30 protein-coding genes are annotated in these 24623 nt (G+C 62.6%); 21 read left to right on the top strand and 9 right to left on the bottom strand.

Features of this window, described 5'->3' with window-relative positions; translation table 11 throughout:
• Positions 1-40: 40 nt before the first annotated feature.
• Positions 41-1000: a formyltetrahydrofolate deformylase gene (locus tag BSG09_RS10520; protein WP_175542189.1), complete on the bottom strand. Its 960-nt coding sequence runs from the start codon at positions 998-1000 to the stop codon at positions 41-43.
• A 338-nt stretch (positions 1001-1338) separates the two neighbouring features.
• Between BSG09_RS10520 and purS the strand changes: the two genes are divergently transcribed.
• Together purS and purQ are read left to right on the top strand one after the other, a co-directional pair.
• Positions 1339-1590 carry a phosphoribosylformylglycinamidine synthase subunit PurS gene (purS, locus tag BSG09_RS10510; protein WP_092932845.1) on the top strand — a complete coding sequence of 84 codons (252 nt, stop codon included), beginning with the start codon at positions 1339-1341 and terminating at the stop codon, positions 1588-1590.
• The gene (gene purQ / locus BSG09_RS10505) at positions 1591-2271 is read left to right on the top strand and encodes a phosphoribosylformylglycinamidine synthase I (RefSeq protein WP_092932843.1); all 681 of its coding nucleotides are present in this window, start codon (positions 1591-1593) and stop codon (positions 2269-2271) included.
• A gap of 75 nt (positions 2272-2346) precedes the next feature.
• On the opposite strand, the gene BSG09_RS20810 is transcribed toward purQ, so the two are convergent.
• Both BSG09_RS20810 and BSG09_RS10500 read right to left on the bottom strand, forming a co-directional pair.
• Positions 2347-2511 carry a hypothetical protein gene (locus BSG09_RS20810; RefSeq protein WP_175542188.1) on the bottom strand — a complete coding sequence of 55 codons (165 nt, stop codon included), beginning with the start codon at positions 2509-2511 and terminating at the stop codon, positions 2347-2349.
• 65 nt (positions 2512-2576) lie between these two features.
• On the bottom strand, positions 2577-3677 hold the full coding sequence (locus BSG09_RS10500) for an archaeosine biosynthesis radical SAM protein RaSEA (RefSeq protein WP_092932841.1): 1101 nt from the start codon (positions 3675-3677) through the stop codon (positions 2577-2579).
• A gap of 145 nt (positions 3678-3822) precedes the next feature.
• On the opposite strand from BSG09_RS10500, the gene tgtA reads away from it, so the two are divergent.
• The 5 genes from tgtA to BSG09_RS10475 all read left to right on the top strand — a co-directional run bounded on the left by tgtA (position 3823) and on the right by BSG09_RS10475 (position 9353).
• Entirely contained in the window at positions 3823-5298 is a 1476-nt protein-coding gene (tgtA, locus tag BSG09_RS10495; protein WP_092932839.1) for a tRNA guanosine(15) transglycosylase TgtA, read from the top strand.
• Positions 5299-5355: 57 nt separating this feature from the next.
• Entirely contained in the window at positions 5356-5718 is a 363-nt protein-coding gene (locus BSG09_RS10490) for a TRAM domain-containing protein (protein WP_092932837.1), read from the top strand.
• A 77-nt stretch (positions 5719-5795) separates the two neighbouring features.
• A complete protein-coding gene (locus BSG09_RS10485) occupies positions 5796-7733 on the top strand; it encodes a NosD domain-containing protein (protein ID WP_092932835.1) in 1938 nt (645 codons plus the stop codon).
• Entirely contained in the window at positions 7726-8463 is a 738-nt protein-coding gene (locus BSG09_RS10480) for an ABC transporter ATP-binding protein (RefSeq protein WP_092932833.1), read from the top strand. Before BSG09_RS10485 ends, BSG09_RS10480 begins: the two co-directional genes overlap by 8 nt.
• Positions 8460-9353: an ABC transporter permease gene (locus BSG09_RS10475; RefSeq protein WP_092932831.1), complete on the top strand. Its 894-nt coding sequence runs from the start codon at positions 8460-8462 to the stop codon at positions 9351-9353. The genes BSG09_RS10480 and BSG09_RS10475 overlap by 4 nt, the downstream gene beginning before the upstream one ends.
• Positions 9354-9444: 91 nt before the next feature.
• Here BSG09_RS10475 and BSG09_RS10470 read toward each other — a convergent pair whose 3' ends face one another.
• On the bottom strand, positions 9445-10059 hold the full coding sequence (locus BSG09_RS10470; protein ID WP_092932829.1) for a nitrous oxide reductase accessory protein NosL: 615 nt from the start codon (positions 10057-10059) through the stop codon (positions 9445-9447).
• 188 nt (positions 10060-10247) lie between these two features.
• Between BSG09_RS10470 and arcS the strand changes: the two genes are divergently transcribed.
• Both arcS and BSG09_RS10460 read left to right on the top strand, forming a co-directional pair.
• Positions 10248-11999, top strand: coding sequence for an archaeosine synthase subunit alpha (gene arcS / locus BSG09_RS10465; protein ID WP_092932827.1), 1752 nt, complete (start codon positions 10248-10250; stop codon positions 11997-11999).
• Between the two features lie 327 nt (positions 12000-12326).
• Positions 12327-12929, top strand: a complete 603-nt coding sequence (locus BSG09_RS10460) for an HdeD family acid-resistance protein (RefSeq protein ID WP_092932825.1) — start codon at positions 12327-12329, stop codon at positions 12927-12929.
• Between the two features lie 56 nt (positions 12930-12985).
• On the opposite strand, the gene BSG09_RS10455 is transcribed toward BSG09_RS10460, so the two are convergent.
• Positions 12986-14674 carry a bacterio-opsin activator domain-containing protein gene (locus tag BSG09_RS10455; RefSeq protein ID WP_092932823.1) on the bottom strand — a complete coding sequence of 563 codons (1689 nt, stop codon included), beginning with the start codon at positions 14672-14674 and terminating at the stop codon, positions 12986-12988.
• Positions 14671-15135, bottom strand: coding sequence for a response regulator (locus BSG09_RS10450; RefSeq protein WP_092932821.1), 465 nt, complete (start codon positions 15133-15135; stop codon positions 14671-14673). The genes BSG09_RS10455 and BSG09_RS10450 overlap by 4 nt, the downstream gene beginning before the upstream one ends.
• A gap of 1533 nt (positions 15136-16668) precedes the next feature.
• On the opposite strand from BSG09_RS10450, the gene BSG09_RS10445 reads away from it, so the two are divergent.
• The 11 genes from BSG09_RS10445 to BSG09_RS10395 all read left to right on the top strand — a co-directional run bounded on the left by BSG09_RS10445 (position 16669) and on the right by BSG09_RS10395 (position 22276).
• On the top strand, positions 16669-17538 hold the full coding sequence (locus BSG09_RS10445; protein WP_092932819.1) for a GNAT family N-acetyltransferase: 870 nt from the start codon (positions 16669-16671) through the stop codon (positions 17536-17538).
• A 63-nt stretch (positions 17539-17601) separates the two neighbouring features.
• The gene (locus BSG09_RS10440; protein ID WP_092932817.1) at positions 17602-17988 is read left to right on the top strand and encodes a hypothetical protein; all 387 of its coding nucleotides are present in this window, start codon (positions 17602-17604) and stop codon (positions 17986-17988) included.
• Positions 17989-18163: 175 nt separating this feature from the next.
• Positions 18164-18646 (top strand): hypothetical protein, encoded by a 483-nt coding sequence (locus BSG09_RS10435; protein WP_092932815.1) that lies wholly within the window; start codon positions 18164-18166, stop codon positions 18644-18646.
• A gap of 58 nt (positions 18647-18704) precedes the next feature.
• Positions 18705-19055, top strand: coding sequence for a hypothetical protein (locus BSG09_RS10430; RefSeq protein ID WP_092932813.1), 351 nt, complete (start codon positions 18705-18707; stop codon positions 19053-19055).
• Positions 19056-19238: 183 nt separating this feature from the next.
• Entirely contained in the window at positions 19239-19517 is a 279-nt protein-coding gene (locus BSG09_RS10425) for a ubiquitin-like small modifier protein 1 (RefSeq protein ID WP_092932811.1), read from the top strand.
• 78 nt (positions 19518-19595) lie between these two features.
• Positions 19596-19802, top strand: a complete 207-nt coding sequence (locus tag BSG09_RS10420; RefSeq protein WP_092932809.1) for a hypothetical protein — start codon at positions 19596-19598, stop codon at positions 19800-19802.
• A gap of 92 nt (positions 19803-19894) precedes the next feature.
• Positions 19895-20686 carry an AzlC family ABC transporter permease gene (locus BSG09_RS10415; RefSeq protein WP_092932807.1) on the top strand — a complete coding sequence of 264 codons (792 nt, stop codon included), beginning with the start codon at positions 19895-19897 and terminating at the stop codon, positions 20684-20686.
• Entirely contained in the window at positions 20676-20996 is a 321-nt protein-coding gene (locus BSG09_RS10410; RefSeq protein ID WP_092932805.1) for an AzlD family protein, read from the top strand. Before BSG09_RS10415 ends, BSG09_RS10410 begins: the two co-directional genes overlap by 11 nt.
• A gap of 71 nt (positions 20997-21067) precedes the next feature.
• Positions 21068-21328, top strand: a complete 261-nt coding sequence (locus BSG09_RS10405) for a hypothetical protein (protein ID WP_092932803.1) — start codon at positions 21068-21070, stop codon at positions 21326-21328.
• On the top strand, positions 21329-21694 hold the full coding sequence (locus tag BSG09_RS10400) for a hypothetical protein (RefSeq protein WP_092932800.1): 366 nt from the start codon (positions 21329-21331) through the stop codon (positions 21692-21694).
• A gap of 129 nt (positions 21695-21823) precedes the next feature.
• Entirely contained in the window at positions 21824-22276 is a 453-nt protein-coding gene (locus BSG09_RS10395; RefSeq protein WP_092932798.1) for a pyridoxamine 5'-phosphate oxidase family protein, read from the top strand.
• 59 nt (positions 22277-22335) lie between these two features.
• On the opposite strand, the gene BSG09_RS10390 is transcribed toward BSG09_RS10395, so the two are convergent.
• Both BSG09_RS10390 and BSG09_RS10385 read right to left on the bottom strand, forming a co-directional pair.
• A complete protein-coding gene (locus BSG09_RS10390; protein WP_008009317.1) occupies positions 22336-22488 on the bottom strand; it encodes a DUF7560 family zinc ribbon protein in 153 nt (50 codons plus the stop codon).
• Between the two features lie 152 nt (positions 22489-22640).
• Entirely contained in the window at positions 22641-23300 is a 660-nt protein-coding gene (locus tag BSG09_RS10385) for a helix-turn-helix domain-containing protein (RefSeq protein ID WP_092932796.1), read from the bottom strand.
• Between the two features lie 152 nt (positions 23301-23452).
• Between BSG09_RS10385 and BSG09_RS10380 the strand changes: the two genes are divergently transcribed.
• Entirely contained in the window at positions 23453-23836 is a 384-nt protein-coding gene (locus tag BSG09_RS10380) for a helix-turn-helix domain-containing protein (protein WP_092932938.1), read from the top strand.
• Positions 23837-24017: 181 nt separating this feature from the next.
• On the opposite strand, the gene BSG09_RS10375 is transcribed toward BSG09_RS10380, so the two are convergent.
• Positions 24018-24614, bottom strand: a complete 597-nt coding sequence (locus BSG09_RS10375; RefSeq protein ID WP_223174698.1) for a YIP1 family protein — start codon at positions 24612-24614, stop codon at positions 24018-24020.
• Between the last annotated feature and the right edge of the window lie 9 nt (positions 24615-24623).

The raw sequence follows: 24623 nt of genomic DNA, 5'->3' as shown, positions 1-24623 counted from the left end.
GCTATCGCAGCAAACCGAACAACAAAACGTGGTACAGCAATCAGTGGTCTTCAGCAACCGCGCTGCCGATCCCGTCGATCGGCCGGTCAGGCGTAAACTCCTCGAGTTCGTCGGGGAGACCGAGCTGGTACTCGGTGCCGTTCTCTCGAACCGAGGTTCGGCCGCGGTGGACCGACACGTCGCCGTTTAAGTGAAGCTGGACGGCCTCGAGCAAGGCGTCGGCCTCCAGCGGCTGGCCGCGGCGTTTCATCTCGTCGACGTCGGCATCGTCGGGGACGTCGAACGCACGCTGGGTGATGATCGGCCCCTGATCCAAGTCGGTCGTGACGTAGTGGGCAGTGACGCCGGCGACTCGAACGCCTTCCTCGATTGCCTGTCGATAGGCCTCCGCGCCGGGGAACGCCGGCAGCAGGGAGGGATGGACGTTGATGATGCGATCCTCGTAGCGAAAGACCACATTGGGGCTGAGAATGCGCATGTACCGTGCGAGGACAATCAGGTCGACGTTGTACTCCTCGAGGAGCGCGAGGAGTTCGTCCTCGTTTTGTTGGCCGTTTTCGTTGCCGATGTCGTGGAACGGCACGTCGTAGTGTTCAGCAAGCGGCTGGAGGTCGTCGTGGTTGCCGATGACCACGCCGATGTCCGCACCGAGGTTGTCGTTGGCCCAGGCCTCGAACAGCGCCTCGAGACAGTGGCTCTCTTTCGTCACGAGGACGGCGATCTGCTGGTGCTCGCGGTCGGCGGGGAATCGGACCTGGACGTCGAGTCCGAGGTCGTCACCGAGGTCGTGGAGGTCCGACCGAAGCGTCCCTTCGGTACAGACCATCTCCGAGGTATCGACGGCCAGATACATCCGGAAGACGCCGTCGCGAACCGCCTGATCGAGGTCTTCGATATTGACCCCGCGCTCGAACAGGAGGCTCGTGACTCGGGCGATGAGTCCGGTGTCGTCGTCTCCGATCACCGTGATTTCGGTTACGTCGGTCGTCAACGCTGCCACCTCCGCTCGAGCGAATCTCGGGTCATCACGACGGATCAAGTCCACGAACGGCTAAAAGTCCTGCTTTCCGTCGAGACGAGTGAGAAACGCCCGCATTCTCACGTCAGCTGATCGATTACGACCCGAATCGAGGCACCGAGACATCCTTTCGGCGGTCAGCTCGAGGCCGAACACCGTTGCGCAGGCATCGACGATCGGCGCGATCCGGTGGCCGACCGCCGATTGGATCACGAGACAGCGACAGGCCTTCCACCGGTGCTCGAGCAGCAGTATCCACGAACGTGCATTACGGAGCCAAGGCGAAAGCGTTTTTGAGCACGGTTACGGGGTATCAGGTAATGACCGCCTACACCGCGACGGTGACGGTTCGACTCAAACATGGCGTGCTGGACCCCGAGGCCGAGACGACGAAGCGAGCCTTAGAGCGGCTCGACTTCGAACTCGAGGCGCTGCGATCGGCCGACCGCTTCGAGGTCGACCTCGAGGCTGACTCCGCGGACGACGCGCGCGAGCGCGCCGACGAGATGGCCGAACGGCTGCTGGCGAACCCGACCATTCACGACTACGACGTGGAGGTCGCCGAACGGTAGATGACCGTCGCAATTATTCGCTTTGGCGGCTCGAACTGCGACCGCGACGCCGAACGCGCCCTCGAACACCTCGACATCGACGCCGAGATCGTCTGGCACGAGGACGGCCTCCCAGAGGACACGACGGGCATCGTGCTTCCCGGCGGGTTCTCCTACGGCGACTACCTCCGCGGCGGGGCAATGGCGGCTCGCTCGCCGATCATGGCTGAGGTCCGCGAGGCCGCGGCCGACGGCGTGCCCGTCCTCGGCGTCTGCAACGGTGCTCAGGTCGGCTGCGAGTCCGACCTCACCGAGGGCGCGTTTACGACCAACGAGAGCGCGCGCTTCCAGTGTGAGCACGTCTATCTGCGTGTCGAACGCGACGATACACCCTGGACAGCTGCCTACGACGAAGGCGAGGTCATCGAGGTTCCGATCGCCCACGGCGAGGGGCGCTACGAGATCGACGACGATCGGCTGGCCGAACTCGAGGACGAAGACCGCGTGCTCTTTCGCTACTGTGACGAAAACGGCGAGACGGGCCCCGAGGCGAACCCGAACGGCTCGAAACACGATATCGCCGGCATCCTCGGCGACCGCGACACCGTCGCCGTGTTGATGCCCCACCCCGAACGCGTGACCCTTCCCGACGTCGGCTCGACCGACGGCCAGGGTGTTCTCCGCGGCTTCGAGTCGGCGTAACAAGACAGTTGACCACTGTAGCGGCTCTTTTGTGACGGCTCGAGATGACTGTCGACGATTCGGCTCGCAGCGACGCTACCGACCCCACTCGTAGAACCACCAGCTCGCACCGAGGAGGATGAGCCCCGCGCCGAACGCGGAGGTCGCGGGCTCAGGGAAGACGAACAGGACGAATCCGACGAGGATCAACAGCGTGGGCTCAAGTTCGTCGACGTAGTTCCACAGCGACGGGCGTTCCATGGCTCCCAGTAATCGACCGGGCAGGAAGTACGTGGGCCCGTCGACTGCCGTGTGCCGGTAGCGAGTTAGCGAGTCAGCGGCTGGTTGAAACTCCGCTCGCGCTCTATGACCGTCTCCCAAGTCAGTTCACACTCACAGGAGACCTGCTCGAAGACCGACGGGTCCTGTCGCAGGTCGAAGTCCTTGATCGCTTTCTGGACGAGATCGTCACATTCCCCGCAGTTGTGCGGGCCTCGATCGGAGCCGTGGCCGACCGGGTCCGAGACGACGATGGCGTCGACGTCCGCCGTTTCCTCGAGTACGTGGGCGACCGACCAGAGCCACGGCGGTCGGTAGCCGTCGTTGAAGTAGAGCTCGTCGACCATGGTGTAGCGCTGGACGTTACACGGGTTCATCGAGACGGTATGACAGCCGGAGACGTCGGCACAGCGCTCGATCGACGAGATCATGTCGTCGACAGCTTCGGATTCGGTGAGGAACGGCGGCTTCATCAGCAGGTAGGCCTTGATCCCCGCCTCGGTGTCGCTTCCTGCCGCGTCGTCGGCGGCTGCGGCCTCCGCACAGGCGTCCTCGAAGTCCGCGAAGTCGAAGTACTTGTTCACGCAGTCGTGGCGCACCCGGTCGGTGGCCGTCTCGAGGCCGATCGCGACGTCGGTATCGAGCCCGTGTTGGGTGAAGTCGGCGATCTTCTCGCGGTCGACGAAGTCAGGCAGCGATTCGACGACCATGCGGTCGCGGTCGGCGAAGGTGTCGGCGATCGCCCGGCGGCTCTCCGCGCCGACCTCGCGCTCGTCGAGGAAGGAGCCAGAGGTGTAGATCTTGATAAGCTCGGCGGGCTCGTCGCCGTTTTCTTTTTCGTGCTCGAGACAGACGTCGATCTGGTTCATCAGCGCCTCGTGAGAGACGCTGCCGCCGTCGACGCTTTCCGCGACGTAGCCACACATCGTACAGCCGCCGGCGCGGGCCCACCGGCAGCCGCCGGTGTTGAGAATGATCGTGAGACTCGTCTTGACGCCGTCGGGGGTATTGTCCTCGTCGAGCCAGACGCGGGTGGGCTCGTGGGGATCGTAGCTGGCCTCCTTGCGCGAGCGGATCTCGCGCATGACCTGATTGTGGGCGTCCATGCCCTTGCCCTGCTCGTAGACGTCGGGCGTGGGTTTGCTCATTAGAAGACGGAAGCGGGCCAGTGCCTAAAGCGCCTTCGTCTCCCTGCGTGTCGATGGCTTGGGCTGGGACGTGGCTCTCTGGCGGCTCGAGTCCGGCGGGTCGAAAACCGTCACGTCTTACGTCCAACCGTCTAACGGCAAGTCAATGCGTGAGTGCTTCGAACTCCGGGACACCGACGCCGGCGGGCGGATCGGCGAACTCTCCGTCCCCCGTGCCGACGTCACCGTCGAAACCCCGGCGCTGCTGCCGGTAATCAACCCGAATCTGGACACGATCAGCCCCCGCCGGCTCGCCGACGAGTTCGGTGCCGAGATCCTCATTACGAACTCCTACATTATCCACGGCGATGACGACCTCCGCGAACGCGCCCTCGCGGACGGCCTCCACGACATGCTGGATTTCCCCGGCGCGATCATGACCGACTCGGGCTCCTTCCAACTCTCCGAGTACGGCGAGATCACCGTGACGACCGAGGAAATTCTCGAATTCCAGCACGAGATCGGCTCCGACATCGCGACGCCGGTCGACATCCCAACCCCACCTGACGTTCCCCGCGAGCAGGCAGAACGGGAACTCGAGACCACACAGGAGCGACTCGAGATCGCCGAAGACGTCGACACGGGTGAGATGCTCGTCAGTGCGCCCGTCCAGGGCTCGACGTATCCCGACCTCCGCGAGCGAGCGGGCCGCCACGCTGAGGACACCGACCTCGACGTCTTCCCGGTCGGCGCGGTCGTCCCACTGATGAACGACTACCGCTACGACGACGTCGTCGACGTCGTCGCCGCTTCCAAACGTGGACTGGGGGCCGACGCGCCGGTCCACCTCTTCGGTGCCGGCCACCCCATGATGTTCGCGCTCGCGGTCGCGATGGGCTGTGACCTGTTCGACTCGGCGGCCTACGCGCTCTATGCCCGCGACGACCGGTATCTGACGGTTCGGGGCACCCGAGCGCTCGAGGAGATCGACTACCTCCCGTGTTCGTGTGCCGTCTGTACCGACCACTCGCCCGACGAGCTCCGCGCGCTCCCAGACGCCGAACGCGAGTCGGAACTGGCCGCCCACAACCTCCACGTCACCTTCGCCGAGATCCGCCGGATCAAACAGGCGATCCGCGCCGGCAACCTCCTTGAGCTCGTCGAACAGCGTGCTCGCGCACACCCGACGATGCTCGACGGCTATCGGACCCTGCTCGATCACGCCGCCCAACTCGAGCAATCGGACCCCGTCTCGAAGGGCTCGTTTTTCTACACCTCCCACGAGAGCGCGCGCCGACCGGAAGTCCTGCGCCACCACGAGCGCCTCGAGCGGCTGTCGGTCCCCAACTTCCTGCTGTTGACCGAAGGCAGCGCGCCGCGGAGCGACGAGTACGACGATTCCTGGCGGGTCGAGCCGCCGTTCGGTCCCTTCCCGCGGGCACTCTCGAAGAGCTACCCACTGACTGCCGAAGTTCCAGATCGGACGGATCGCGCCGCTCTCGCGGCCGCGGCCGATGGCGTTGCCCGACTCGTCGAGGTGAATCCGGATGTCGACATCACGCTCGCTCACGACGGGTGGCCCGCGGCTGTCCTCGAGCGCGTCCCCAACGACGTTGCGCTGGTCGATCTCACTGCGGCGTAGTGCGAACCGCAATCCCGGATCGGAAAACCGAATAGCGAGGCGTCGACCGATTGAGATATGCTCGGTCCCGGCCCCGAAACGCTTGCTGTTGGTGCGTTCGTCGCCCTCCTGATTGGCTCGTGGCTGTTCACCCGCGTCCGCGGTGGCTCCGCGGGCGAGCGACAGTCCCGGAAACGTCACCAGGAAGCTCAACAACGCGAGCCACCGGTCGACATCGGCGACGTCGAGACGGTCGCGATCCGTGAGTTTACAGATCACCACTCCGGCGAGCGCCGGGCGGTCGGCAAGATCGAAGGCTTCGTCGTCTTTGTCGAGGATGTCCCGGACAGTTGTGCGGTGACGGACGTAATCCGGATCAAGATCCTCTCGTTCAATCGTGGGCATACGTCCGCGACGGCAACCTATCTCGAGTCGGCGTAGCGACTGTCGGCACCGTTGACAGTCGGTTCGAGGAATAAACCAGACCATATATTTTCCGTGGAAGCGAACGGGCGACCGTGATCGACCGCTCTCTTAGCACCGTCTTTCTGGGTCTTCTCCTCGTCGTTGCGCTCGGTGCTGTCGGGCTATTCGTCGTCGACGTGGGATCGACCTCACCGGATCCCGTCGCCTTCGACGATACGGTTACCGTCGGACTCACCCTCGAGTCCGAGTACGCACTCTCCGACGAGGTCGACCTCCCGCGCGCACAGGTCTTCTATTCGCAGTACCAGTACGTCGTTGGCTACTACGGCGTCGAGACGTTCGTCGACCAGCAGCGCCAGCCCGCACACGAACAGCGGTTTGGCTATCCGCTGACGGTCTACGTTTCCGACTACAGCGAGACCGGTGTCGAACTCAACGAGAACGGCTACCCGGTCACCGAGTCGTCGCCCGGGTGGACCGACGCCGAGAGGGCATCATTCGTCATTGGTAGTGAGGCACAAACGCCAGCCGGTGACACCGTCGTCCCCTTCGATGATCGTGAGGACGCACAGGCGTTTGCCGACGAGTACGGCGGCACCGTCCACGACTGGGAGTCGGTCCTCGAACAATCGTTCGATCGTGACGATGCGGAAGTCGCCCGTGATCGCGTGGCCGACCGGCAGCAACAGGCGGACGCACGGATCGACAACACGTCCGCACACCTCGATCGGCCGACCTCGATCGTCGTCGGCGAAGACACAGACTCCGTTCAGAACGCGATCGATCAGGCACCGGCGAACACGACAGTCGTCGTTCCCGAGGGAACGTACGAGGAGAAAATCGAAATCGATCAACCGATCACGCTCGCTGGCGAGGGGAACGTGACGCTTCGCGGTGACGGAAACGGCTCTGTCGTCACCGTCACCAGCGAGCGAGTTGCGGTTCGCGGGGTCGACATCACCGGTGTCGGAAACGTGACACGAGAGGGCGGCGACCTCCCCGTCGACATCAACGAAGGGGCATGGGATGCCTCCTTCCTGCAGTACTACGCCGGAACTGACGCCGGAATCTCGGCATACAACGCCACCGACCTCCGGGTCGAGAACGTCAGTATCGACACACCGGCAAGCGGCATCATCGTCTATGAGAGTGACGACGCCGTCATCAGAAACGTGACGGTATCGGGTCCGGACGACCCCATGTCTGGTCTCGCCGGCGTCCTGTTGTTCCAGTCGCCGACCGTCATCGAAGACTCGACGTTCACGGGCGGACGAAACGGTATCTATCTCTATCGCTCGCCGGAGACGATCGTCCGCTCGAACACGATCGAGGGTAATTTCCTCGGTACCCATCTGATGTATACCGGCGATAGCCTCATCGCGGACAACGACCTCCGCGGACAGGAAGACACGGGCATCGTCATCATGACCGGACCGGAGCGCAATGCCGTCGTCGGAAACACGGTCCGTGACGCGGCAGACGCCCTCAGTCCGGGCGGCAGCGCGAACTACGTCGCGAACAACATCGCCGAAGGAAACGACCTCGGACTCCGCATCGCCTCGACGTCGTCGATCTACGAACACAACGTCATCGCCGGCAACGACGTTGGCGCGGAGGCAAGCGCCATGTTACCGACGAACCGCGTCGTCAACAACGACTTCGTCGGCAACGACGTCCACGCTACCGCGATGTCCGGTCCGCTCCGCATCTGGACCCACGGCGGCGATGGTAACTACTGGCAGGGAGCCGCCGGCATCGCGAACGGCGACCAGTCCGACATGTCGTACTCACCGACTGATCCCACCGACAGCCAACTCCACCGCACCGACGGGACACCGACGCTCGCCCGGGCACCCGCACTCAAAGCCCTCGCCGGACTCGAGGGATCGGTCCCTGGCATGCGAACCGGAAGCATCGTCGACCGAGCACCGAGTTGCGAACCGAACAACCCCGACCTGCTCTCCCAGACCGAGTGGGAAGACGAGGCCTGGACCTGCTACGAACTGACGCGGACGACGAGCAATGACTGACACGACACCACTTCTCGAGGCGACCGGTATCGACCACGACTACGGGACGGTCTCCGTACTCCGAGACGTCTCTATAACCATCGAACGCGGCCGGGTAACGGCCCTGATCGGCCCGAACGGTGCCGGCAAGTCGACGCTTATTCGCGACCTCGCCGGCCTCCACGAACCGACGGGAGGGACGATCACCTACAACGGCCCCGACACCGCACGGGAGATCGGCTATCTCCCTCAGCATCCGGCGTTTCGGCCCGGCTTTACTGCACTCGAAACGCTGCAATTCTACGCGTCACTCGTCGGCGGCGACGAGACCGACGCGATGGCACAGCTCGAGCGGGTCGGCCTCGAGAACGCAGCCGATCGACTGGTCGAGGCCCTCTCCGGCGGGATGACCCGGTTGCTCGGCATCGCACAGGCGACGATCGGCGACCCACCGATCGTCATCTTGGACGAGCCGGGCAGCGGGCTCGATCCGAGCATGGGGCTGCACGTCTTCGATGTCGCTGCCGACCTCGCCGACGAGGGCATCGCGGTCCTGTTGAGCTCCCACGACTTAGAGCTCGTCGAGCAGGTCGCCGACGACCTGTTGATACTCGCCGACGGCCGCGTCGCCGAACAAGGATCGATCGCCGACGTTCAGGCTCGAGTGGGTGGCAGCTCCTTACGACAAGTGTACGAGCACGCCGTTGGCGGCCACCGCGATACCGTGCAGGTCGTGGGTGATCACGCATGAGCGGCGACGTGAACACGCCGAGTGACACCACCCGCGACCGGACCTCCGGACAGTTCGGTCGCTCGCAGTCGACTGCACCCGGCCCGAAACACATTCTCAGGACGATCATCGGACGGGAACTCCGGACGATCGTGCGGACGCGGACGTTTTTCATCCTCGCGCTCGCCTTTGCCGCCGTCGTACTCGGGATTAGCTCAGTCAGCGGGAGCGTCCAGGGCGGATACGTCCCGACGCTGGTCGACCTGCTCACCCCACTCGAGTTGCTCGTCCCGGTCGTCGCTATCGCGTTTGGCTATCGCGCGATCCTCGGCGACGCAGAGCGTGGCGAACTCGACGTCCTGAAGACGTATCCCGTCTCGAGTCGCGAGATCGTTGCCGGCGTCTACGTCGGGCGAGCGATCGGCCTGCTCATTGCGATCGTGGCTCCGCTCGTCGTTACCGTGCTACTCGTCTTCGTCGCTGAAGAGGAAGGGCGGACCCTCTATGCGTCACACTCCGGCGTCGACTCGCCGATCCTGTTTGGTCGGTTCATCGTCCTGACGATCCTCTTTGCGCTGACGGTCCTCGCCATCGCAATCGCGATTTCGGCCGTCGTCAGTGGGACACGGAGTGCGATCGCGCTGTCGGTCGTCGCGCTCGTCGTCTTGCTTGTCGGGTTCGATCTGGCGCTCGTCTACGGATTTTCGGCCGGATCGATCGGCGACGGGAGTCTCGTGTATGCGCTTGCGCTCAGTCCGCTGAGCGCATACCGAGGGCTCGTCTTCGAGAGTGCGATCATCGTCGCGTCAGGGACCGGGCCGGCAGCCGCATCACCGATCGCGAGTCTCGTGAGCCTCGTCGTCTGGACGGCCACGTCGCTGGGGATCGCGACGTGGGTCCTGAACCGCTAGGCGGCCGTCAGAGACGTATTAGCGTTCCTGGAAGGCTCGAAAACAGAACAGTGTTTTAGTATCGAACGCGATCGGAAGCAAGCGGCCGCGCTTACATTCCACCGGACATCATCGAACTGACGAGCTCCTGTGTGATTTCATTGTGCTCGTAGATGTCGCCACCGTATTCGGACTGGAACTCGTTAGCCTGGTCAGCGTCACTGAACGGAACGATAGACTCTCCCATCGCTCCCTTGACATCACTGTTTGCGACCATCGTGAGTCCCGTCACGTCGCCGAACGCGTCGCCCTCGAGATGGCGGGAAATGGTAGTTTGAGCAGTGCTTGTGTCGACCTCGTACTCAACGGCTGAATAGTCCGTCAGGTAGCTCACTTGTGGTTCAGACTCGTTATTGAACGTGAACATGTACGTACAGAGTGAGCTACAGAACTGTGCCGGACGGTCCTCCTCGAGCACGGCAGTTGGATCCTCGTAGTGGGACTGGCCGGCGGGGCCGAGATAGTTCCCGATGATCATCCCGCACTGATCACACTCTTTCCCCTCGTCGATACTGATCGGATCGGGGACCGACTCGGACGCGTCACCGTTCCCACTCCCACCGAAACACCCAGCAAGCGTTGCGAGAGAGGCGGCACCCACGCCGCCCAAGACCGTTCGACGGGTGATACGTCGGTCGTCATCCGCACCGACAGTTGGGACGTTCATACGGGACGTTGGCTAGCGGCGAATAAACAAGATGTGGTCCAATTCCCGAAATAACAGTACCCAGTAACCTTCGTCCCGTTTGGCTGCCGGTGTTGCTGTTCTCCGAGATCGTCGTCCGGCCAACTCCTTCGCCTCGAGTCCTCACGTGCGATCGACAACCTCTTTCGCCCGCCACGGTCATATCGAGTATGACCGACTATTTCGAAGTACACGAGCGCGACGGGGCCGCGCGCGTGGGCGAACTCCGCTTGTCCTCGCCACGATCGACGCCTGCACTCGTCGACGACGTCCTCGAAGACGGGGGCTCGCTCTGGAGTCAGTCCCGCGAGATCCCCGACGGCGACGAGTCGACACTGACCGTCCTTCCCCACCGGGCGTTTCCCGGCGGGACCGCCACAGAAGTGCAGGAATCATTCGCCGTCGACTATCCTGACGTCGACTACCCGAGCGTCGCCGTCGTCTCGAGCGAGCACGTCGACGATCACGGCACGGACGCCTATGCCCTCTCTGACGTCCAGTCGGTAATGGGCCACGGCGCGGCACTGGTCGAGGCCGTCGTCGACGTTCGCGAGGCGATTCCCGCTGACACCGCCCTGCTGTTTTCCGGCGTCGCGACGCCGCGAAACGTCGCGCTGCTGGCCTACGCCGGCGTTGACCTCTTCGACGCGACCGCCGCGGTCGTCAAGGGCACTGAAGGCCGGTATCTCACGACCGACGAGGCGTACTTCCTCGAGGATCTCGACGAACTGCCCTGCTCGTGTGCAGCCTGCCAACAGCCTCGCGAGGAGTTCACCCGCGAGGACTGCGCCGAACACAACCGAAACGCCCTCGAAGCCGAAGTAGCGATCGTCCGCCGGCGGATCCGGGACGGTCGACTTCGGGATTACATCGAGGGGCAGGCCCGCCACGACCAGTGGCTCACTGCGGCCATGCGCGAACTCGACTCGCAGTGGGGCTATCTCGAGGAACGGACGCCGATTCTGCGGGACGCCCAGATCAACGCGGCGACCGAGGACACGCTTCGCCGGGTCGAAATCCAGCGCTTTGCCGACCGGGTGACGACACGGTATCGCAACCGCTTCCAGAATCCGCTCGTACTCGTACCCTGTTCGGCCACCAAGCCATACAGCGAGTCCCAGAGCCACCGTCAGTTCCATGACGTCATCCAGTGGCGCGGTCACCTCGTCTCGATGACCAGCCCCATCGGCGTCGTCCCGCAGGAACTCGAGACGACCTACCCCGCCCAACACTACGACACCGTGGTAACGGGTCGCTGGTCGGAAGACGAGAAGTCGTTCGTCGCCGAGGTTCTCCAGCGCTATCTCGAGCGCAACGAGTACCCGAAGATCATCGCCCACGTCCCCGACGAGGGCTACCGCGACATCGTCGAACGTGTCGAGAAACGACTCGATCTCGACATCACGTACACCGTCGACGAGCACCCGACTGACGACCAGTCGCTTGCGAACCTTTCCGAGGCGCTGTCGGGCGAACTCAAGTATTCCAAACGCGAGCGCGAGCACAACACCGTCCGCGCCATCGCTGACTACCTGCTCGGTGACGGCGCTGGCGATGATCTCTTCGCAACTATCCAGACCACGAGCCGCTATCCCAAGATTCAGGTTCGAGACAGCGAGGACACCCAGCTCGCGACGATGGTGCCTCAGTACGGGACGCTGTCGTTTACACTCGAGGGAGCGAAGCGCTGGCTCGAAAGCGATGCGCCGGTCAAGCGCGTCGAGATCGACGGCTTCGTCCCCCACGGCAGCGTGCTCGCGCCAGGGGTCGTCGACGCCGACGAGGACATCCGCGTCGGCGACGAGGTGATCGTCGAGGGGCCGAAGGCCTTCGCCGTCGGCCGCGCCGAGATGTTCGGCCGCGAGATGGCCGAGAGCACGCGCGGGATCGCCTGCGAGATTCGCCACGTCGAAGAGCAGTAACCGACTCGAGTGTGACCGGTCACCGAGCCCTCGCTTGCAGTCTCAGCGGCCGGGACACGACTTGAGCAGGTGCTCGTGATAGACGGCCGCCGGCACTCGCTCGCCACAGAGGTCACACGTACGATAGTCGTCGCGATCGTCTGTCACGGCTCGAGATATCACGCCCGTCAGGATAGTCGTCGTGGTTCGACGACCACCGAACTCGATTGTTGTGAGTCCGCTGTCGCCGTTCGTCCACGTTTCGGACTGGTCTGTGCCCGTGAGCTACTGTCAAACCGTAGAATTGTGTTATATACACACACAGCGTGTCTAGTATTGGTGAATATAATGAGCAGTGAAACAGCAGACACCACGTACGCCGAGGGGGCCTCCCTCGAGAACGACTGGCGGCCGCTCGCGATCGCGGGTGGGATCGTCGGGCTGGTCGGTCTCCTCGCGATTGCCGCCCCGGTCGTCACCGGGCTCTCGGTATCGATCGTGCTCGGCGCACTTCTCGTCGTCGGCGGGGTCGTCCACGGTGTTCACGCGTTCACGGCACGCGGGTGGCGTGGCTCGCTCTGGCAGGTCACGCTTGCGATCGTCTCGGTACTCGCCGGGCTGGCCGTCCTCGCAGCGCCCGCCGTCGCGCTCGTGACCCTGACGCTGGTGCTCGTGGCGTACCTCTTCGTCGACGGCATCGTCGAACTGGGAATGGCGCTGTGGATGGGGTCGGCCCCGGGACGGCTCTCGATCGCCGTCAGCGGCGTTATCTCGCTGGTCCTCGCTGGCCTCCTCTGGGTCGGCTTCCCGGCCACGGCAGCCTGGGCGATCGGGCTGCTCGTGGGCGTGAGCCTCCTCGTGACTGGCTTCTCGATGGTCTCCGTCGCGATGGCGTCCCGGCCGGTCGAAGACACGACCCCGCCCGCAACTGAACCTCGCGGTGCGGCATAACTCTCCTCGTTTTTGACGCGCGCTCGAGTGAAGACGAGCGACCGTGACGCCGACCACTACTCGCCGAACACCGATTCGAAGAACTTCCGTTCGGCTGTCCGGAGATGCTGGTTGAACGTCGCCGGCGCGATGCCCAGTCGATCGGCGATTTCCTCGCCAGTGCTCTCACGGGGCCAGTCGAAGTAGCCCCCGAAGTAGGCCGTCTCGAGGGCGGCCCGCTGTTTCTCAGTGAGTTCGTCCTCGAGAACGGACACGGAATGAGTATCGCCGCGTTGGCTCCGTTCGACCGTCCGCTGGGCGAGGTAGGTAACGTCGTCACGCCGGTCTTTGATGAGTTCGATCATCTGGCGCGTGTCTCGGCCGCGCGGGAGTTCGACAATGAATCGAAACTCTCCATCGTCAATCGTCGCTTCAGCGACGCGGCCGCCATGTGTCGCAATCGTCTCGAACAGGGAGACAGCCGTCGGTGCAACGAGTTCGAACTCGAATTCGTCGCGTCTCCTCGTCAGGATCCGGATGTCGCTGATGCCGTCGGTTCGCTCGACAGCGTTGATAAACGTCTCCTGGGAGACGTCCCGTGCCGACCCGTACGCCAGAAGCGCCTCGTCACCACTGACCAGCTGCTCGAGCGTGATCGTACAGTCTTCGGAGACCGATAGCTCGACCAGAGGTTCGACGAGTGCTTCGACGCGGAACTCGAGTTCGATGACGGCGTCGCTGACTAAGGCATCCCGGCGCTCGATGGCGGTAATTGCGTGCGCGATGACGTCGCCAATACGGACGAGAACAGCCGTTTCGGGTTCCCTGAACGCACGTGATGACGAGGAGTAGATACACAAGACACCATAGACGAGGTCTTCGTAAACGATCGGGACCGCTGCCGTCGAGAGATAGCCACGGGCGTGTGCCTGGTTTCGCCACGGCTCGAATTTTGGGTCTGTTCGAGCGTCGTTCATCACCTGAACCTGCTCAGTTCGAATCGCCGTGCCCGCCGGCCCCTGTCCGCTCTTTTTGTTTTCGTCAACGGTGACCTCGATCTCGTCGAGGTAGCCGTCTTCGACGCCGGCCGCTGCCGTCGGGGAGACGCGGTCGCTACCTGGATTGACCTCGCCGATCCACGCGAACCGGTAGGCATCGGACTCAGCGAGTCGGTCACAGACCTGTTGTTCGAGTTCCGCGCGCGTTTCGGTCGTGATCACTGCGTGGGTAATATCGTGGCCGATTCGGTTCAGCCGATTGAGCGCCTCGAGTTGCTCGCGCTGCTGACGGCGGTCTCGCTGTTGGCGGGCCCGCTCGATCGCGTGATGAATCGTCCGAATCAGGAGTTCACTTGTCACCTCGTCTTTGACGAGGAAGTCCTGGGCACCGCGCTGGATCGCCTTGACGCCGATCTGTTGATCGCTGACGCCGGTCAGGACGACGATCGGCGTCTCCGATGCTTCGTGGACCGTCTCGAGCGTCGACAGCCCCTCGCTGTCGGGGAGATTGAGATCGAGAAGAACGATGTCGATGTGTTCGTCCGCGAGGGTCTCGAGGGCTTCCTCGAGGCGCGTCTCGCATGAAATGTCGGGTGTCCGCCCGGACACCTCGCCAGGACGAACCCGCTTTGCGAGTTCTTCGGTCTCGTGGAGCATCTCCTGAATGAGGCGGGCGTCACCAGGATTGTCCTCGATCAGAAGGACCTGAAGCGCCTCGTCTGACGCTGCGTTCGTCTCCTCGCTGGTCTGGGTATTCGTCTCGCTCATGAGGTCTCTTCCTCCGGTGGTAATCGGACAACCGAGAACCAGAACTCCTCGAAGGCACGGACCGTCTGGCTGAACTCGTCGGGATCGACTGGCTTCGTCAGATACGCGTTGGCGTGGCGTTCATAGGATCTGGCGATGTCTTCGTCGGCGCTCGAACTCGTCAGGACGATTACCGGGATCGAACGGAGTGTGGGATCGTCTTTGAGTTCCTCGAGGACGTTTTCGCCGTCTTTCCCCGGCAGATTGAGATCCAGTAAAACGAGATCCGGACGTGGGACGTCGGTGTACTCACCGTCTCGTGAGAGAAACGAAAGCGCCTCATTCCCATCGGAAACGACATGCAGGTCGGTTTCGATCTGCCCCTGTTCGAATGCCTCCTTGGTTAGGCGGACATCGCCGGGATTGTCTTCGATCAACAGGAGCTGTGCTGGCTCCGCCTGAAACGAGTGTGACTCACTCATCGGTTGCGTGTTCCGTTGCAATTGCACTGGCGACGTCGACGCTGTCTATACCGCTGTCCAACTCTGTCCCGTCCCGCCCCGCTTTGCTCCCTCGCGCACGCACTGGTTCGTACATTGTATATCTGTGCTATCAGTTGGCATCACCGAGACTGTGCGTCGGGCCCTATCACCGATGGGTCACTCGCCCTCGAGCACCGTCCGCAACATCTCGAGTGGGGTCGGCTGCGAAATCGTGCTGGACCCGTCGAGTCGTGCGCACTAACGCCGGTATCAGTCAGTGGTGACTGCCATACTACAACCCAGAACGTCCGCGGACAGTGTAAACCTGCCGACGAAAGTTCTGTTTTTCCAAACGGTTTTTCTCAAGTAGTAGATTCTTTAAATTGGTATCTGGTTCGGAGGCAAGACGACGGGAAAACGCAACGAACAGTTCAGGAGACGTCTCTATTCGAGTTAGCCCGATCCCTGCCGTCGCTCCAGAGAGAGGCGTCTCTCGAGGGCTATGCCACATCCAGTCGCCAGCAGTACCAATTCGATATATCACTATTGAGTGTATACTTGTCCAGAACGAGTTTCTGCACTCGAGAAGCGACAGTGCATTATCTCGATAACGTGGGGCGATACCGCGAACCGGGCGACAGTTCCAGAGATAGTCTGTACCGAGAGTGACACACCAATGCAGGACTATCGTGCGAACAAGTATGTACTGCCGTTCGGTGGTTGCAAAGCAGCCACGATCACACGGGTTCGAAACCGCAACGCCGTGGCGACGAATGAAGAATTCGGCTCGTGACGACCAGACGAGCGACGCCACCCTCGTCCATTGGCGTCGCAGCGACGTCTGGCGACGTGAGGGTCACACCGCGAAACCGCGCCACAGCAGGACAGACACCTGTGACGTCCGACGATTGCTGCCGAACGGGAACCACAGACAGTCGAGCCGACAGTAAGGTGGATGGCCAGGGGGATGCAATCGGTGCAGCCACACGGCTACGATTATCGAGCCGCTGCGATCGGTGCCAAATGCGGTGCCACAGATCGTCACGACATACTCGAGTGGTCGATCCGACGGTCGATCCGAAATGGGACTCGAGTGGGGGAAGCATGTGGCTCGGACACCGCTCGTGGTAGCCCGAACTGACATGCGCTGATCGATGACCGGTCACGTGTTTCAACGCAGACGTCCTCGAACCCACGGGGTAATCGGCCACTCGACCGCGGGATCGATTCCAATTCGTCGTCGATATCGACTGGTACGGCTCGTATGTCGGATCCGTCGCAACTGGCGTGAGTTGCCCATCACCAGCGTAATAAATCATATATCGCGATAGTAAATGCCAACTGCGCCTGTGTATCCCGGTGCCGGCAGTGATGAGGATGCGTCGCTAACGACTGATTTCCGGACGTGACAGGCATCGGTGCCGTTTGAAACAGTTCGATCTCGAGAACAATGACGTACTTCGCTACGGCGGCGGATAGACCGGCGCTGATACGAATCGCATACTAATACCGTCTGTTCGCGCGGTCGTTGCTATGAGCGTGTACCCCACCGGCTCGTTCGAAAACGAACTCCAGCGGCGCATCTACGAGTACGTCGAGCGAAACGGGGCCGTCACACCGGCCGAGTTAGCGCGGTCGATCACAGTCGACGGCGGTCACTCGGACTCGAAACCGGCTCGATCGAGGGCGTACACCGACTCAGTGCCACCCACCGAGGACGAGTTGCAGACGTGTCTCGAGACGCTGCAAGCCGAGGGGTACCTGACCGACATCGACGGGAAGTTTCGGATCGCGCTCTCGGCGACGACGGCCGATCTCGAGTGTGATGAGGGGGACATCGTCATCCGACCGGCACGCGAGGAAGATCGAGCAGGGGTCGTCGAAACGATGCGGACGGTCGCCGAGGACGGAACGTATGTCGTCGCCGAGAACGTCGCGATGGAACTCGACCGCGAATCGGCGCTCGTCCGGGCTAACGAGGCGCGGTCGCGGATCGTCTTCGTGGCGATTCTTACGCCGGAGCCGGACGAGGACGAGGCCGAGGCCGAGTCATCCGAGGAACGAACCGAGCCCGCGGCGACGGACGGCGACGTCGTCGGCTGGCTCCACATCGACGCGCCAGCACTCCCGGCACTGCGTCACACGGCTGAACTCACCGTCGGGGTCGATCCACAGTATCGGCGACAGGGCATCGGCTCGGCACTGCTCGAGTACGGCCTCGAGTGGGCCAGCGATGCCGGATATCAGAAATGCTATCAGAACGTGCCTGCGACCAACGATGTCGCACTCGAGTTCTTGGCAGAGCACGGCTGGCAGCGAGACGGCGAACACGAGGGCCAGTACTATCTCGACGGCGAGCTCGTCGACGAAGTGATGCTGGCGACGTGGCTCGACTCCCAGTAGCCGCCTGTCGGGGGCGTCCGGAGAGGAAACAGTTTCTTGCCAGGCGGCCACATAGGACGTCGTATGGACGAAATCACGCTTGGTGTTCCGGAACCGATCCTCGAGCGACTGCCCGACGACGACGAGAGTGCGGCAGCAGACATGCAAAAGGCCGTCGCAGGCTGGGAAAGTCGGCTCAACCGGGCGCTCGAGGACGCCGACGACGAGCGCGAGGCCGCGGGTCATGTGCTCGAAGCGATCGACCGCTTCGAGGAGCGATACGAGACCTACGACGAGCTGGTCCCGGAGCTGCGGGCGTGGGGGCAGTCGCCGATTTACGCGATCGCGTGGCGGACGCTGTACGCCGACGTGATCGCACAGCTCCACGAACACGAGGACCTCGCGGACCACCTCGATCGAGAGCGAAACGCACGGTTGGTGGCAGACGGCATTCGGTTACAGGATCTGTGACGAGTGGCGATACTGCCCGAGCGATTTTCTTCGGAACGTGTCATGTTTGAGTCTGTTCTATATAGTCATGTTTTCGGTTTTGTACGCCTGTATCCTTGCTTTACTCGGCCAGCATTACAGAAACGAAACGAATCTGATAGTAACGATTTTGTAGTCGGACTCGAGAGTGAGACGTGTGGCGACGACTGACCGACCGACACTGGACGGAACCGACGCGATCGATCTGACGACTCGCGTCCGCCGTCGACTCCTGCCGGCGCTCCATCGGCTCAAAGAGCCCCTCGGTGGCTACGCCATTTGCAGACAACATCCAGCGGAGTACGTCGGCACCATCAAGCGCACCCTGTATGCGGTGCGGTCGATACTCGCGGAGCTGGCGTTCGAGTCGGAGCCGATCGCGTCGCTGAAGGTTCACGACGACGGCCGACGCTCGGCGGGGAGCTGGGTCCGCCGTGAATCACCGCTTGCAAAGTGGCAACTACACGTCACGCTGTTTCGGACAGGCGAGGGTGCTGTCGAGGTGTTCGCCCATCGCGAACATTCGTGGCTTCGCCATCCGTACAAACACTACACACAGGATGGGTGGGATATTCAGGGTGGCGTCGACCGGATGCGATCGATCCTCTCGGAGCACGGCGTTCCGTTCTGGATCGAGTAATGACTCCCCGTGTTAATTCATCCCAAGCATTGAAACTCCAGGCCGCCTTAGAGACGGCATGGAGTTCGCTGTGTCCCGAACCGGGACGACGCTCGTGACGCTTCATGGCGGATCCGATACGACCGCCTGTGACGACGCGACGTCGACACTTGCCGACACCCTCGAGACCCTCGCAGCCGAGGGGACGATCACTGACTGGGACGTTACTGACGCCAACGTCTACGAACATCCGACAGCGCCGTTCGATCCGTACACGATCACTCTCGAATTCTCCGTGACGGTTACCACCGAGGCCGACGACGAACGCGAGGCAGCCGAACGCGGTGCGAGCGCGATCGACGACGCGCTCACGACCGCCGATGTCGCGTCGGTCGCGTACACGACGTCGCCGGCGGCCTCGGCGACCTGAATACGGAACGCTGTCGGTCATGTTCGGCGCAACCGCGATCCAGCAGACGGGTGTGCCGATACATCGGTACAGCAAACCGTCTGAACCGGCGGCAGTCACCGCCCGGCCGAACGACACACCGCGAGAGTCGATCGCGGTGGGACCACCGCCCGGACTTATATCGTCAGCCCACGATCCTCATGTATGGACATCGATCTCCGGTTTTTCGCCACGTTCCGGGAAGCCGTCGGGGAGAAAGAGCAAACGCGAACGGTCGGAGACGACGCGACCGTCGGTGACGTGCTCACCACTCTCGAGGGCGAGTACGACGGCCTCGAGGGGCAGTTACTCGAGGAGGGACAGATCCGGCCACAGCTGAGCGTGCTGAAAAACGGCCGCAACGTGGTCCATATGGCCGGAGCCGAGACGTCACTCGAAGCCGGTGACGTCGTGTCAGTGTTCCCGCCGGTCGCTGGCGGCTAGCGTCGGGACAGCGATTCCGCCACTCCGCCGAGCGAATCGTGTCCCGACTGTAGTATCAACCAAACAATGGTATCGTGCATGCTCGATGAAGCCGCCGAGTTCCGACTCGAACTGGGCCTCGACTGGCTTATTGACCGTAACGACGATCGAACGATGCGCAAGCAGGTGTGTCTCTTTCTTGGCGTCGTCGCCGCTCTTGTCGCGGTCGTCCTCGTCGTCAGTAGCCCGTTGTACGGCGTCGCTGCGGGAGCCGTTGCGCTGGCACTGCTCTTTGCAGGTGTATGAACAAGTCGTTAGGGAGTGTCCGAGTCGTCCAAACACGGTGAGTCGACGGCGGTTTCGAGAACGCTTTACGCGTCGTTCGACTCACAGCAACCGTGACGAAACTCGACGGGAGCGACGCTGATCGCGACCACAGTGAGTCCCTCGAAACCCCATCAGAGGGGGCGGTCGATGACCCGCAGGCGACGGCAGTCGAGCGCGAGCCACTCACGTTCGATCGAGAGGATATCCGCGCCGGCTTGCTCACCTGTCTCCCGGTTGCGATCGGCGTCGGCGGATACGGAATCGCGTTCGGGATGCTCGCCCGCCAGGCAGGCCTAAGCGTCGCTGAGGCAACACTGATGAGCGCGACCGTCATCGCGGGTGCCGCCCAGATCGTTGCCATGGAACTCTGGACGGACCCACTGCCGGTCGCAGCGATTGTCCTCACGACGCTGGCAATCAACCTTCGCTACTCGTTGATGGGGGCGGCGTTGGGACCGTGGTTCGAACGGCTCTCACCGCGCCAGAGCTACGGGAGCCTGCTGGTGATGGCCGACGAAAACTGGGCACTGACCATGCGAGAACTCAAGTCCGGCAGTGGCCGCGGCGCGTTCCTGCTGGGATCCGGGATCGCGATCTGGTGTTGCTGGGTCGGCGCGACGATCATCGGGGCGACCGCCGGTGGCGTGATCGGCGATCCGGCCCGGTACGGCATCGATTTCGTCCTCGCGGCGGTCTTCATCGCACTCGCGGTCGAACTCTGGGACGGACGGTCGACGCTCGTCCCATGGCTCGTCGCGCTCGTGACGGCCATCGTCGCCGCGACGTTCGTTCCGGGTCGGTGGTATATCCTGCTCGGTGGACTCGCAGCCGCCGCAGTGGAGGTGATCCGCTATGATCAGTGACGGCACACTCGCACTCGATCCGCTCGTCGTCGGCGTCATCCTCGCGATGACGGTTGTGACGGTCCTCACGAAAGTCGGTGGCTTCTGGCTGCTGCGCCGAATCGAGGTCAGCGAGCGACTCGAGGCCGGACTGTCGGTCCTGCCGGGCGCGATCGTGATCGCGATCCTCGGGCCGGAACTGGCAGCCGGCGGACCAGCAGAGTGGGGTGCAGCGGGCATCGTCGTGCTGGTCATGTGGCGCACGGAGAACATCCTGCTGGCGCTGTGTGGCGGCATCGGTGCGGTGGTCCTCTTTCGCGCGCTTGGCTGATCGCGACGATCACGGTGTCGACGACCGCACGGTGCCCGACAGTATATCCGTCCGGCAGCCGAATCGAGTGTATGACAGTGCGTCTCGAGCGGTCCTTTCGCGGCATCTCCGAGCGGCTCGTGGTCCGGTATCTGACGAACCTGGGTGGTGAGCGAATCGCCGACGATACCGTCGCAGGCGACGACTGGACGGCGACGTTCTCCTCGGAGACGGTCGGCGTCGGCCCGTCGTTGCAGCTCACCGAGGTGACGGTCATCTTCGAGGGCGAAGAAGCCACGCTCGAGCCCCTCGTCGAACAGTTCGCACAGAAAGCGATGCGCGCAGGCGGGTAAATGACGGGCGAACCGATCGAGGGACAGATCCTCCTGCTCACCGCCGCCAAAGCGAGCGTCGCGCCGACCCGACTGCCGGACCTGATCGACCGCGCACAGGCGGTGCTCGGATCGGACCGCGAGCGATACCGCCGGAAGTACGAACGGCTCTATGCTGACGCCGACCTCGAGGTCTTTCTCGTCGAGTGGGGTCATTGGGACGGACTCGGCGCGCGTCTCGGCGTCACCGACCGCGAGCTGTCTGCGATCCGTCGTGCACACGAAGAACAGCTGTTGCGGATCGGACGGCGGACGGACCGCGAGGCCGAGTTCGAGACAGCACTCGAGATCCGGGACCCGGTCGTGATCGGTACCAACACGTCTTGACCCGGCGATCGCGCCGAGAGCGCCCGACAGTAGGCTCGGTATCGATCGATACTGCAAGTTCAACGGCGTGTCTCGCGGTCGATGACAACTATAAAGATAGTGTTTCACCTTTGGCAAGCTACTGAGACGATGGCCATCGAACAGGAGACCGAGATGACCGACGCGGAGATCGACGATTTCCTCAGTCGGCATGAGACGGGAGTGCTGTCACTTGCGCGCACGGACGAGCCCTATGCGATTCCGATCTCGTACGGCTACGACGACGACAAGCGGGATTTCTATATGCGGCTGGTGTCGACGCCCGAGAGCGAAAAGCGCCAGTTCCTCGAGTCCTCGCCAGCGGCACGCCTCGTCGTCTACGACGAGGCGGATTCGTCCTATCGCAGTATCATCGCGACGGGCAGCCTCGAGAGCATCGAGCCGTCGGAACTCACACCCGAGGAAATTGCCCAGTATGGCGAGGCAAAGCGACCGCTGTTCGAGCTCTGGGCAGACGGGAAAGAAGAGCTCGCTATCGAACTCTATCGCCTCGAGCCGGCCACGTTAAACGGCCGCCGGACCACAGTCGATCGACAGGCGTAGAACGGGAGTGGCCGTCGGCACAGGGCGGCGTCTCGAGAGGGATGTCGCGTGCTCAGCACTCAGTTCTCGGTCGGTTGCTCCGCCACGAAATCGGATGGTGTCACCGACGCTGCACAGACCGGGCAGCCGTGTGTCAGCGTGGCTTCGCGCATCGATTCGTTGACTTCGATCGCCTGCCCACACTCGGGGCACGTGAATTCGTATCTACTCATGGCGGAGTGGGTCGGGGAAGACCCTCGCTTGTGTTGTGTACGCTATAGCTCACGTCCGGTATATATATCATTGCGGTTCGCTGCCGGTTATCTGTAGGACCCGACACGTTCTTACGACTTGACGTGGATCGGCCGCCGGCTGCGCGAGACGCCTACTCATGATCGAGGATCGCGTCCAAGAGCTTGGTCTGCGCTGCGGCGAGGTGTTCGGTCAGTGTCGTTCCGGTGATCCCGAGCTCGTCAGCGACCTCGCCAGCGTTGGCCCGCTTTGGGTGTTCGAAGTAGCCCATCCGGTGGGCCGTCTCGAGGACCTCCGCCTGTCGATCGGTGAGCGTGTTCCGATCGACGAAGACGAGGTTTTGCTCGGTGTGTTCTTGCTGGGACTGGAGCAGGCGCTGGACGTCGAGTGTCGCATACCGCTCGCGTAACGCACCGATGACCGTCTGCAGTTGTGCCATATCCGGCGCATGAAAAGTCAGGTACAGTGCCGAACCATGTGCGCGGACGTCGACGAGCGGGCAGTCGAACTGCTCGATGCACGCACAGGGACAGTCGCCGTCGAGGTCGCGCTCGAAGCGATAGACAGTGCTCGAGCCATACGAGAAGATCGACGAGAGGTCGGTGTCGACGTCGAACTCGTCGGGTTCCATCTCTGCCTCGAGCATGAACTCGACGGTCACGCGCTCGGGCGCTGACGGGTTGGTACTCTTCGAGACGGAGTGGGCCCGACCGCTCGTCTCGGCTGCGGCCTGTGCGACGATACAGTCAGCCGGATCGTCGATCTTTATCTCCGCGCGAATCCCCGCTGCCATTACGCACTGGTGGGACGCAGACATCCTAAAGCCTGCGTCCGCAAGCCCCGAATCGTCCCACCGAGCGATGGATTCGACACCCGATATAAAGTCCCCTGTATTTATTGGGACTCATTTGGAGGGGGTCTGGTTGCTACTACTGGATGAAACAGATGTCCGCTATGAACTCAGATACCCGGCGACGAGGTTGGCAACGTGATGATTCCGTCGATCCGCAGGCCGTGCTCGCGGCCCTCGACGACGACGCCTGTCGGGCCATTCTCGAGGCGACAGCCGAAACCGCGCTGACGGCGACGGAACTTTCTGAGGAATGTGACATTCCGATGTCGACAGCCTACCGCAAAGTCGAAATGCTGACCGAGGCCGACTTAGTCACAGAGCAGGTCCGGATCAACACCACCGGAAAGCACGCAACCGAGTACCGGAAGAACTTCGACGACGTACTGGTCTCTGTCGCCAACGGGGGCGTCGAAGTCGAGCTGACGAAGCCGGACGAAGCCGATTCGGCTGCCTCCTACGCCGTCGCCGACGACTGATCAGGTCTACGGAGCAGGCTGTTGCGGACACGATCCGCCTCATACCGTAGCGGAAGCGTACGGACGTTTCTCTGCTTCTCGATCGGTTCCATCCGTTTTGCGCAGCCGTGGCTGCAGTTGTACGTGACTGTGCTTCGACAGGGTAGTGACGACAGCGGAGGACGACCGATCGTCCCAGCAGCTACGCGATGACCTCGAGGACGAGCATGGCCGGTTGGGGGGTTGGCTGACTGCCGAGATCGAGGACGAACGCCCCGATCACGGCTGCGAGGACGACGAACACGGGAAGCAGATACAGGACCGACGCGAGGAGCGCGACGATCGCTGCTTTACCCGTCGAAAGATCGTGAAACGCCGCCAGCCCCTTGATCTGGAGGTAAAGCCCGTAGAGTCCGAGACCGAGGTTGACGAGTGGAATCCACCACAGACAGTATCGAACGACGACCGGAAACGCATACGCCTCGAGCGTCTCTGTCAGCCCACGGGCACCAAACAGATAGGCGAGGCCGTGAGCGACGAGTGCTTCAACGATGCCAGTAACCCAAAACACGATGCCAAATCCCAGTGTGACCCCCACTGCAGCCGCAATCTGTATCGGATCCGTGATATTCACCACCACCATGAGGAGCCCCAGTGGCACCACGACGGCGAAATACGACACCAGCATGAACGCGACCGGGTAGCCGATGCCATGTGTTTCGTCGTACTCCGCGAAAAACGTCCCCGGGTCCCGCAGCATATAGCCGTTGACACCTTTCCACTGTTTTGCAAATCCCATACCGAACCC

This window comes from Natrinema hispanicum, from assembly GCF_900111485.1.
Lineage (GTDB): Archaea > Halobacteriota > Halobacteria > Halobacteriales > Natrialbaceae > Natrinema > Natrinema hispanicum_A.
This window is presented reverse-complemented; position numbering and strand designations above follow the sequence as displayed.

Excerpts from the sequence above, each read along its gene's own strand:
- BSG09_RS10390 (WP_008009317.1), bottom strand. The coding sequence starts at position 22,488 with ATGAGTAGATACGAATTCACGTGCCCCGAGTGTGGGCAGGCGATCGAA.
- BSG09_RS10500 (WP_092932841.1), bottom strand. The coding sequence starts at position 3,677 with ATGAGCAAACCCACGCCCGACGTCTACGAGCAGGGCAAGGGCATGGAC.
- BSG09_RS10385 (WP_092932796.1), bottom strand. The coding sequence starts at position 23,300 with ATGGCAGCGGGGATTCGCGCGGAGATAAAGATCGACGATCCGGCTGAC.
- BSG09_RS10410 (WP_092932805.1), top strand. The coding sequence starts at position 20,676 with ATGATCAGTGACGGCACACTCGCACTCGATCCGCTCGTCGTCGGCGTC.
- BSG09_RS20810 (WP_175542188.1), bottom strand. The coding sequence starts at position 2,511 with ATGGAACGCCCGTCGCTGTGGAACTACGTCGACGAACTTGAGCCCACG.
- arcS (WP_092932827.1), top strand. The coding sequence starts at position 10,248 with ATGACCGACTATTTCGAAGTACACGAGCGCGACGGGGCCGCGCGCGTG.
- BSG09_RS10455 (WP_092932823.1), bottom strand. The coding sequence starts at position 14,674 with ATGAGCGAGACGAATACCCAGACCAGCGAGGAGACGAACGCAGCGTCA.
- BSG09_RS10450 (WP_092932821.1), bottom strand. The coding sequence starts at position 15,135 with ATGAGTGAGTCACACTCGTTTCAGGCGGAGCCAGCACAGCTCCTGTTG.
- BSG09_RS10430 (WP_092932813.1), top strand. The coding sequence starts at position 18,705 with ATGGAGTTCGCTGTGTCCCGAACCGGGACGACGCTCGTGACGCTTCAT.
- BSG09_RS10470 (WP_092932829.1), bottom strand. The coding sequence starts at position 10,059 with ATGAACGTCCCAACTGTCGGTGCGGATGACGACCGACGTATCACCCGT.
- BSG09_RS10475 (WP_092932831.1), top strand. The coding sequence starts at position 8,460 with ATGAGCGGCGACGTGAACACGCCGAGTGACACCACCCGCGACCGGACC.
- BSG09_RS10490 (WP_092932837.1), top strand. The coding sequence starts at position 5,356 with ATGCTCGGTCCCGGCCCCGAAACGCTTGCTGTTGGTGCGTTCGTCGCC.
- BSG09_RS10375 (WP_223174698.1), bottom strand. The coding sequence starts at position 24,614 with ATGGGATTTGCAAAACAGTGGAAAGGTGTCAACGGCTATATGCTGCGG.
- BSG09_RS10405 (WP_092932803.1), top strand. The coding sequence starts at position 21,068 with ATGACAGTGCGTCTCGAGCGGTCCTTTCGCGGCATCTCCGAGCGGCTC.
- BSG09_RS10400 (WP_092932800.1), top strand. The coding sequence starts at position 21,329 with ATGACGGGCGAACCGATCGAGGGACAGATCCTCCTGCTCACCGCCGCC.
- purQ (WP_092932843.1), top strand. The coding sequence starts at position 1,591 with ATGACCGTCGCAATTATTCGCTTTGGCGGCTCGAACTGCGACCGCGAC.
- BSG09_RS10460 (WP_092932825.1), top strand. The coding sequence starts at position 12,327 with ATGAGCAGTGAAACAGCAGACACCACGTACGCCGAGGGGGCCTCCCTC.
- BSG09_RS10380 (WP_092932938.1), top strand. The coding sequence starts at position 23,453 with ATGTCCGCTATGAACTCAGATACCCGGCGACGAGGTTGGCAACGTGAT.
- BSG09_RS10420 (WP_092932809.1), top strand. The coding sequence starts at position 19,596 with ATGCTCGATGAAGCCGCCGAGTTCCGACTCGAACTGGGCCTCGACTGG.
- tgtA (WP_092932839.1), top strand. The coding sequence starts at position 3,823 with ATGCGTGAGTGCTTCGAACTCCGGGACACCGACGCCGGCGGGCGGATC.
- BSG09_RS10395 (WP_092932798.1), top strand. The coding sequence starts at position 21,824 with ATGGCCATCGAACAGGAGACCGAGATGACCGACGCGGAGATCGACGAT.
- purS (WP_092932845.1), top strand. The coding sequence starts at position 1,339 with ATGACCGCCTACACCGCGACGGTGACGGTTCGACTCAAACATGGCGTG.
- BSG09_RS10445 (WP_092932819.1), top strand. The coding sequence starts at position 16,669 with ATGAGCGTGTACCCCACCGGCTCGTTCGAAAACGAACTCCAGCGGCGC.
- BSG09_RS10480 (WP_092932833.1), top strand. The coding sequence starts at position 7,726 with ATGACTGACACGACACCACTTCTCGAGGCGACCGGTATCGACCACGAC.
- BSG09_RS10425 (WP_092932811.1), top strand. The coding sequence starts at position 19,239 with ATGGACATCGATCTCCGGTTTTTCGCCACGTTCCGGGAAGCCGTCGGG.
- BSG09_RS10440 (WP_092932817.1), top strand. The coding sequence starts at position 17,602 with ATGGACGAAATCACGCTTGGTGTTCCGGAACCGATCCTCGAGCGACTG.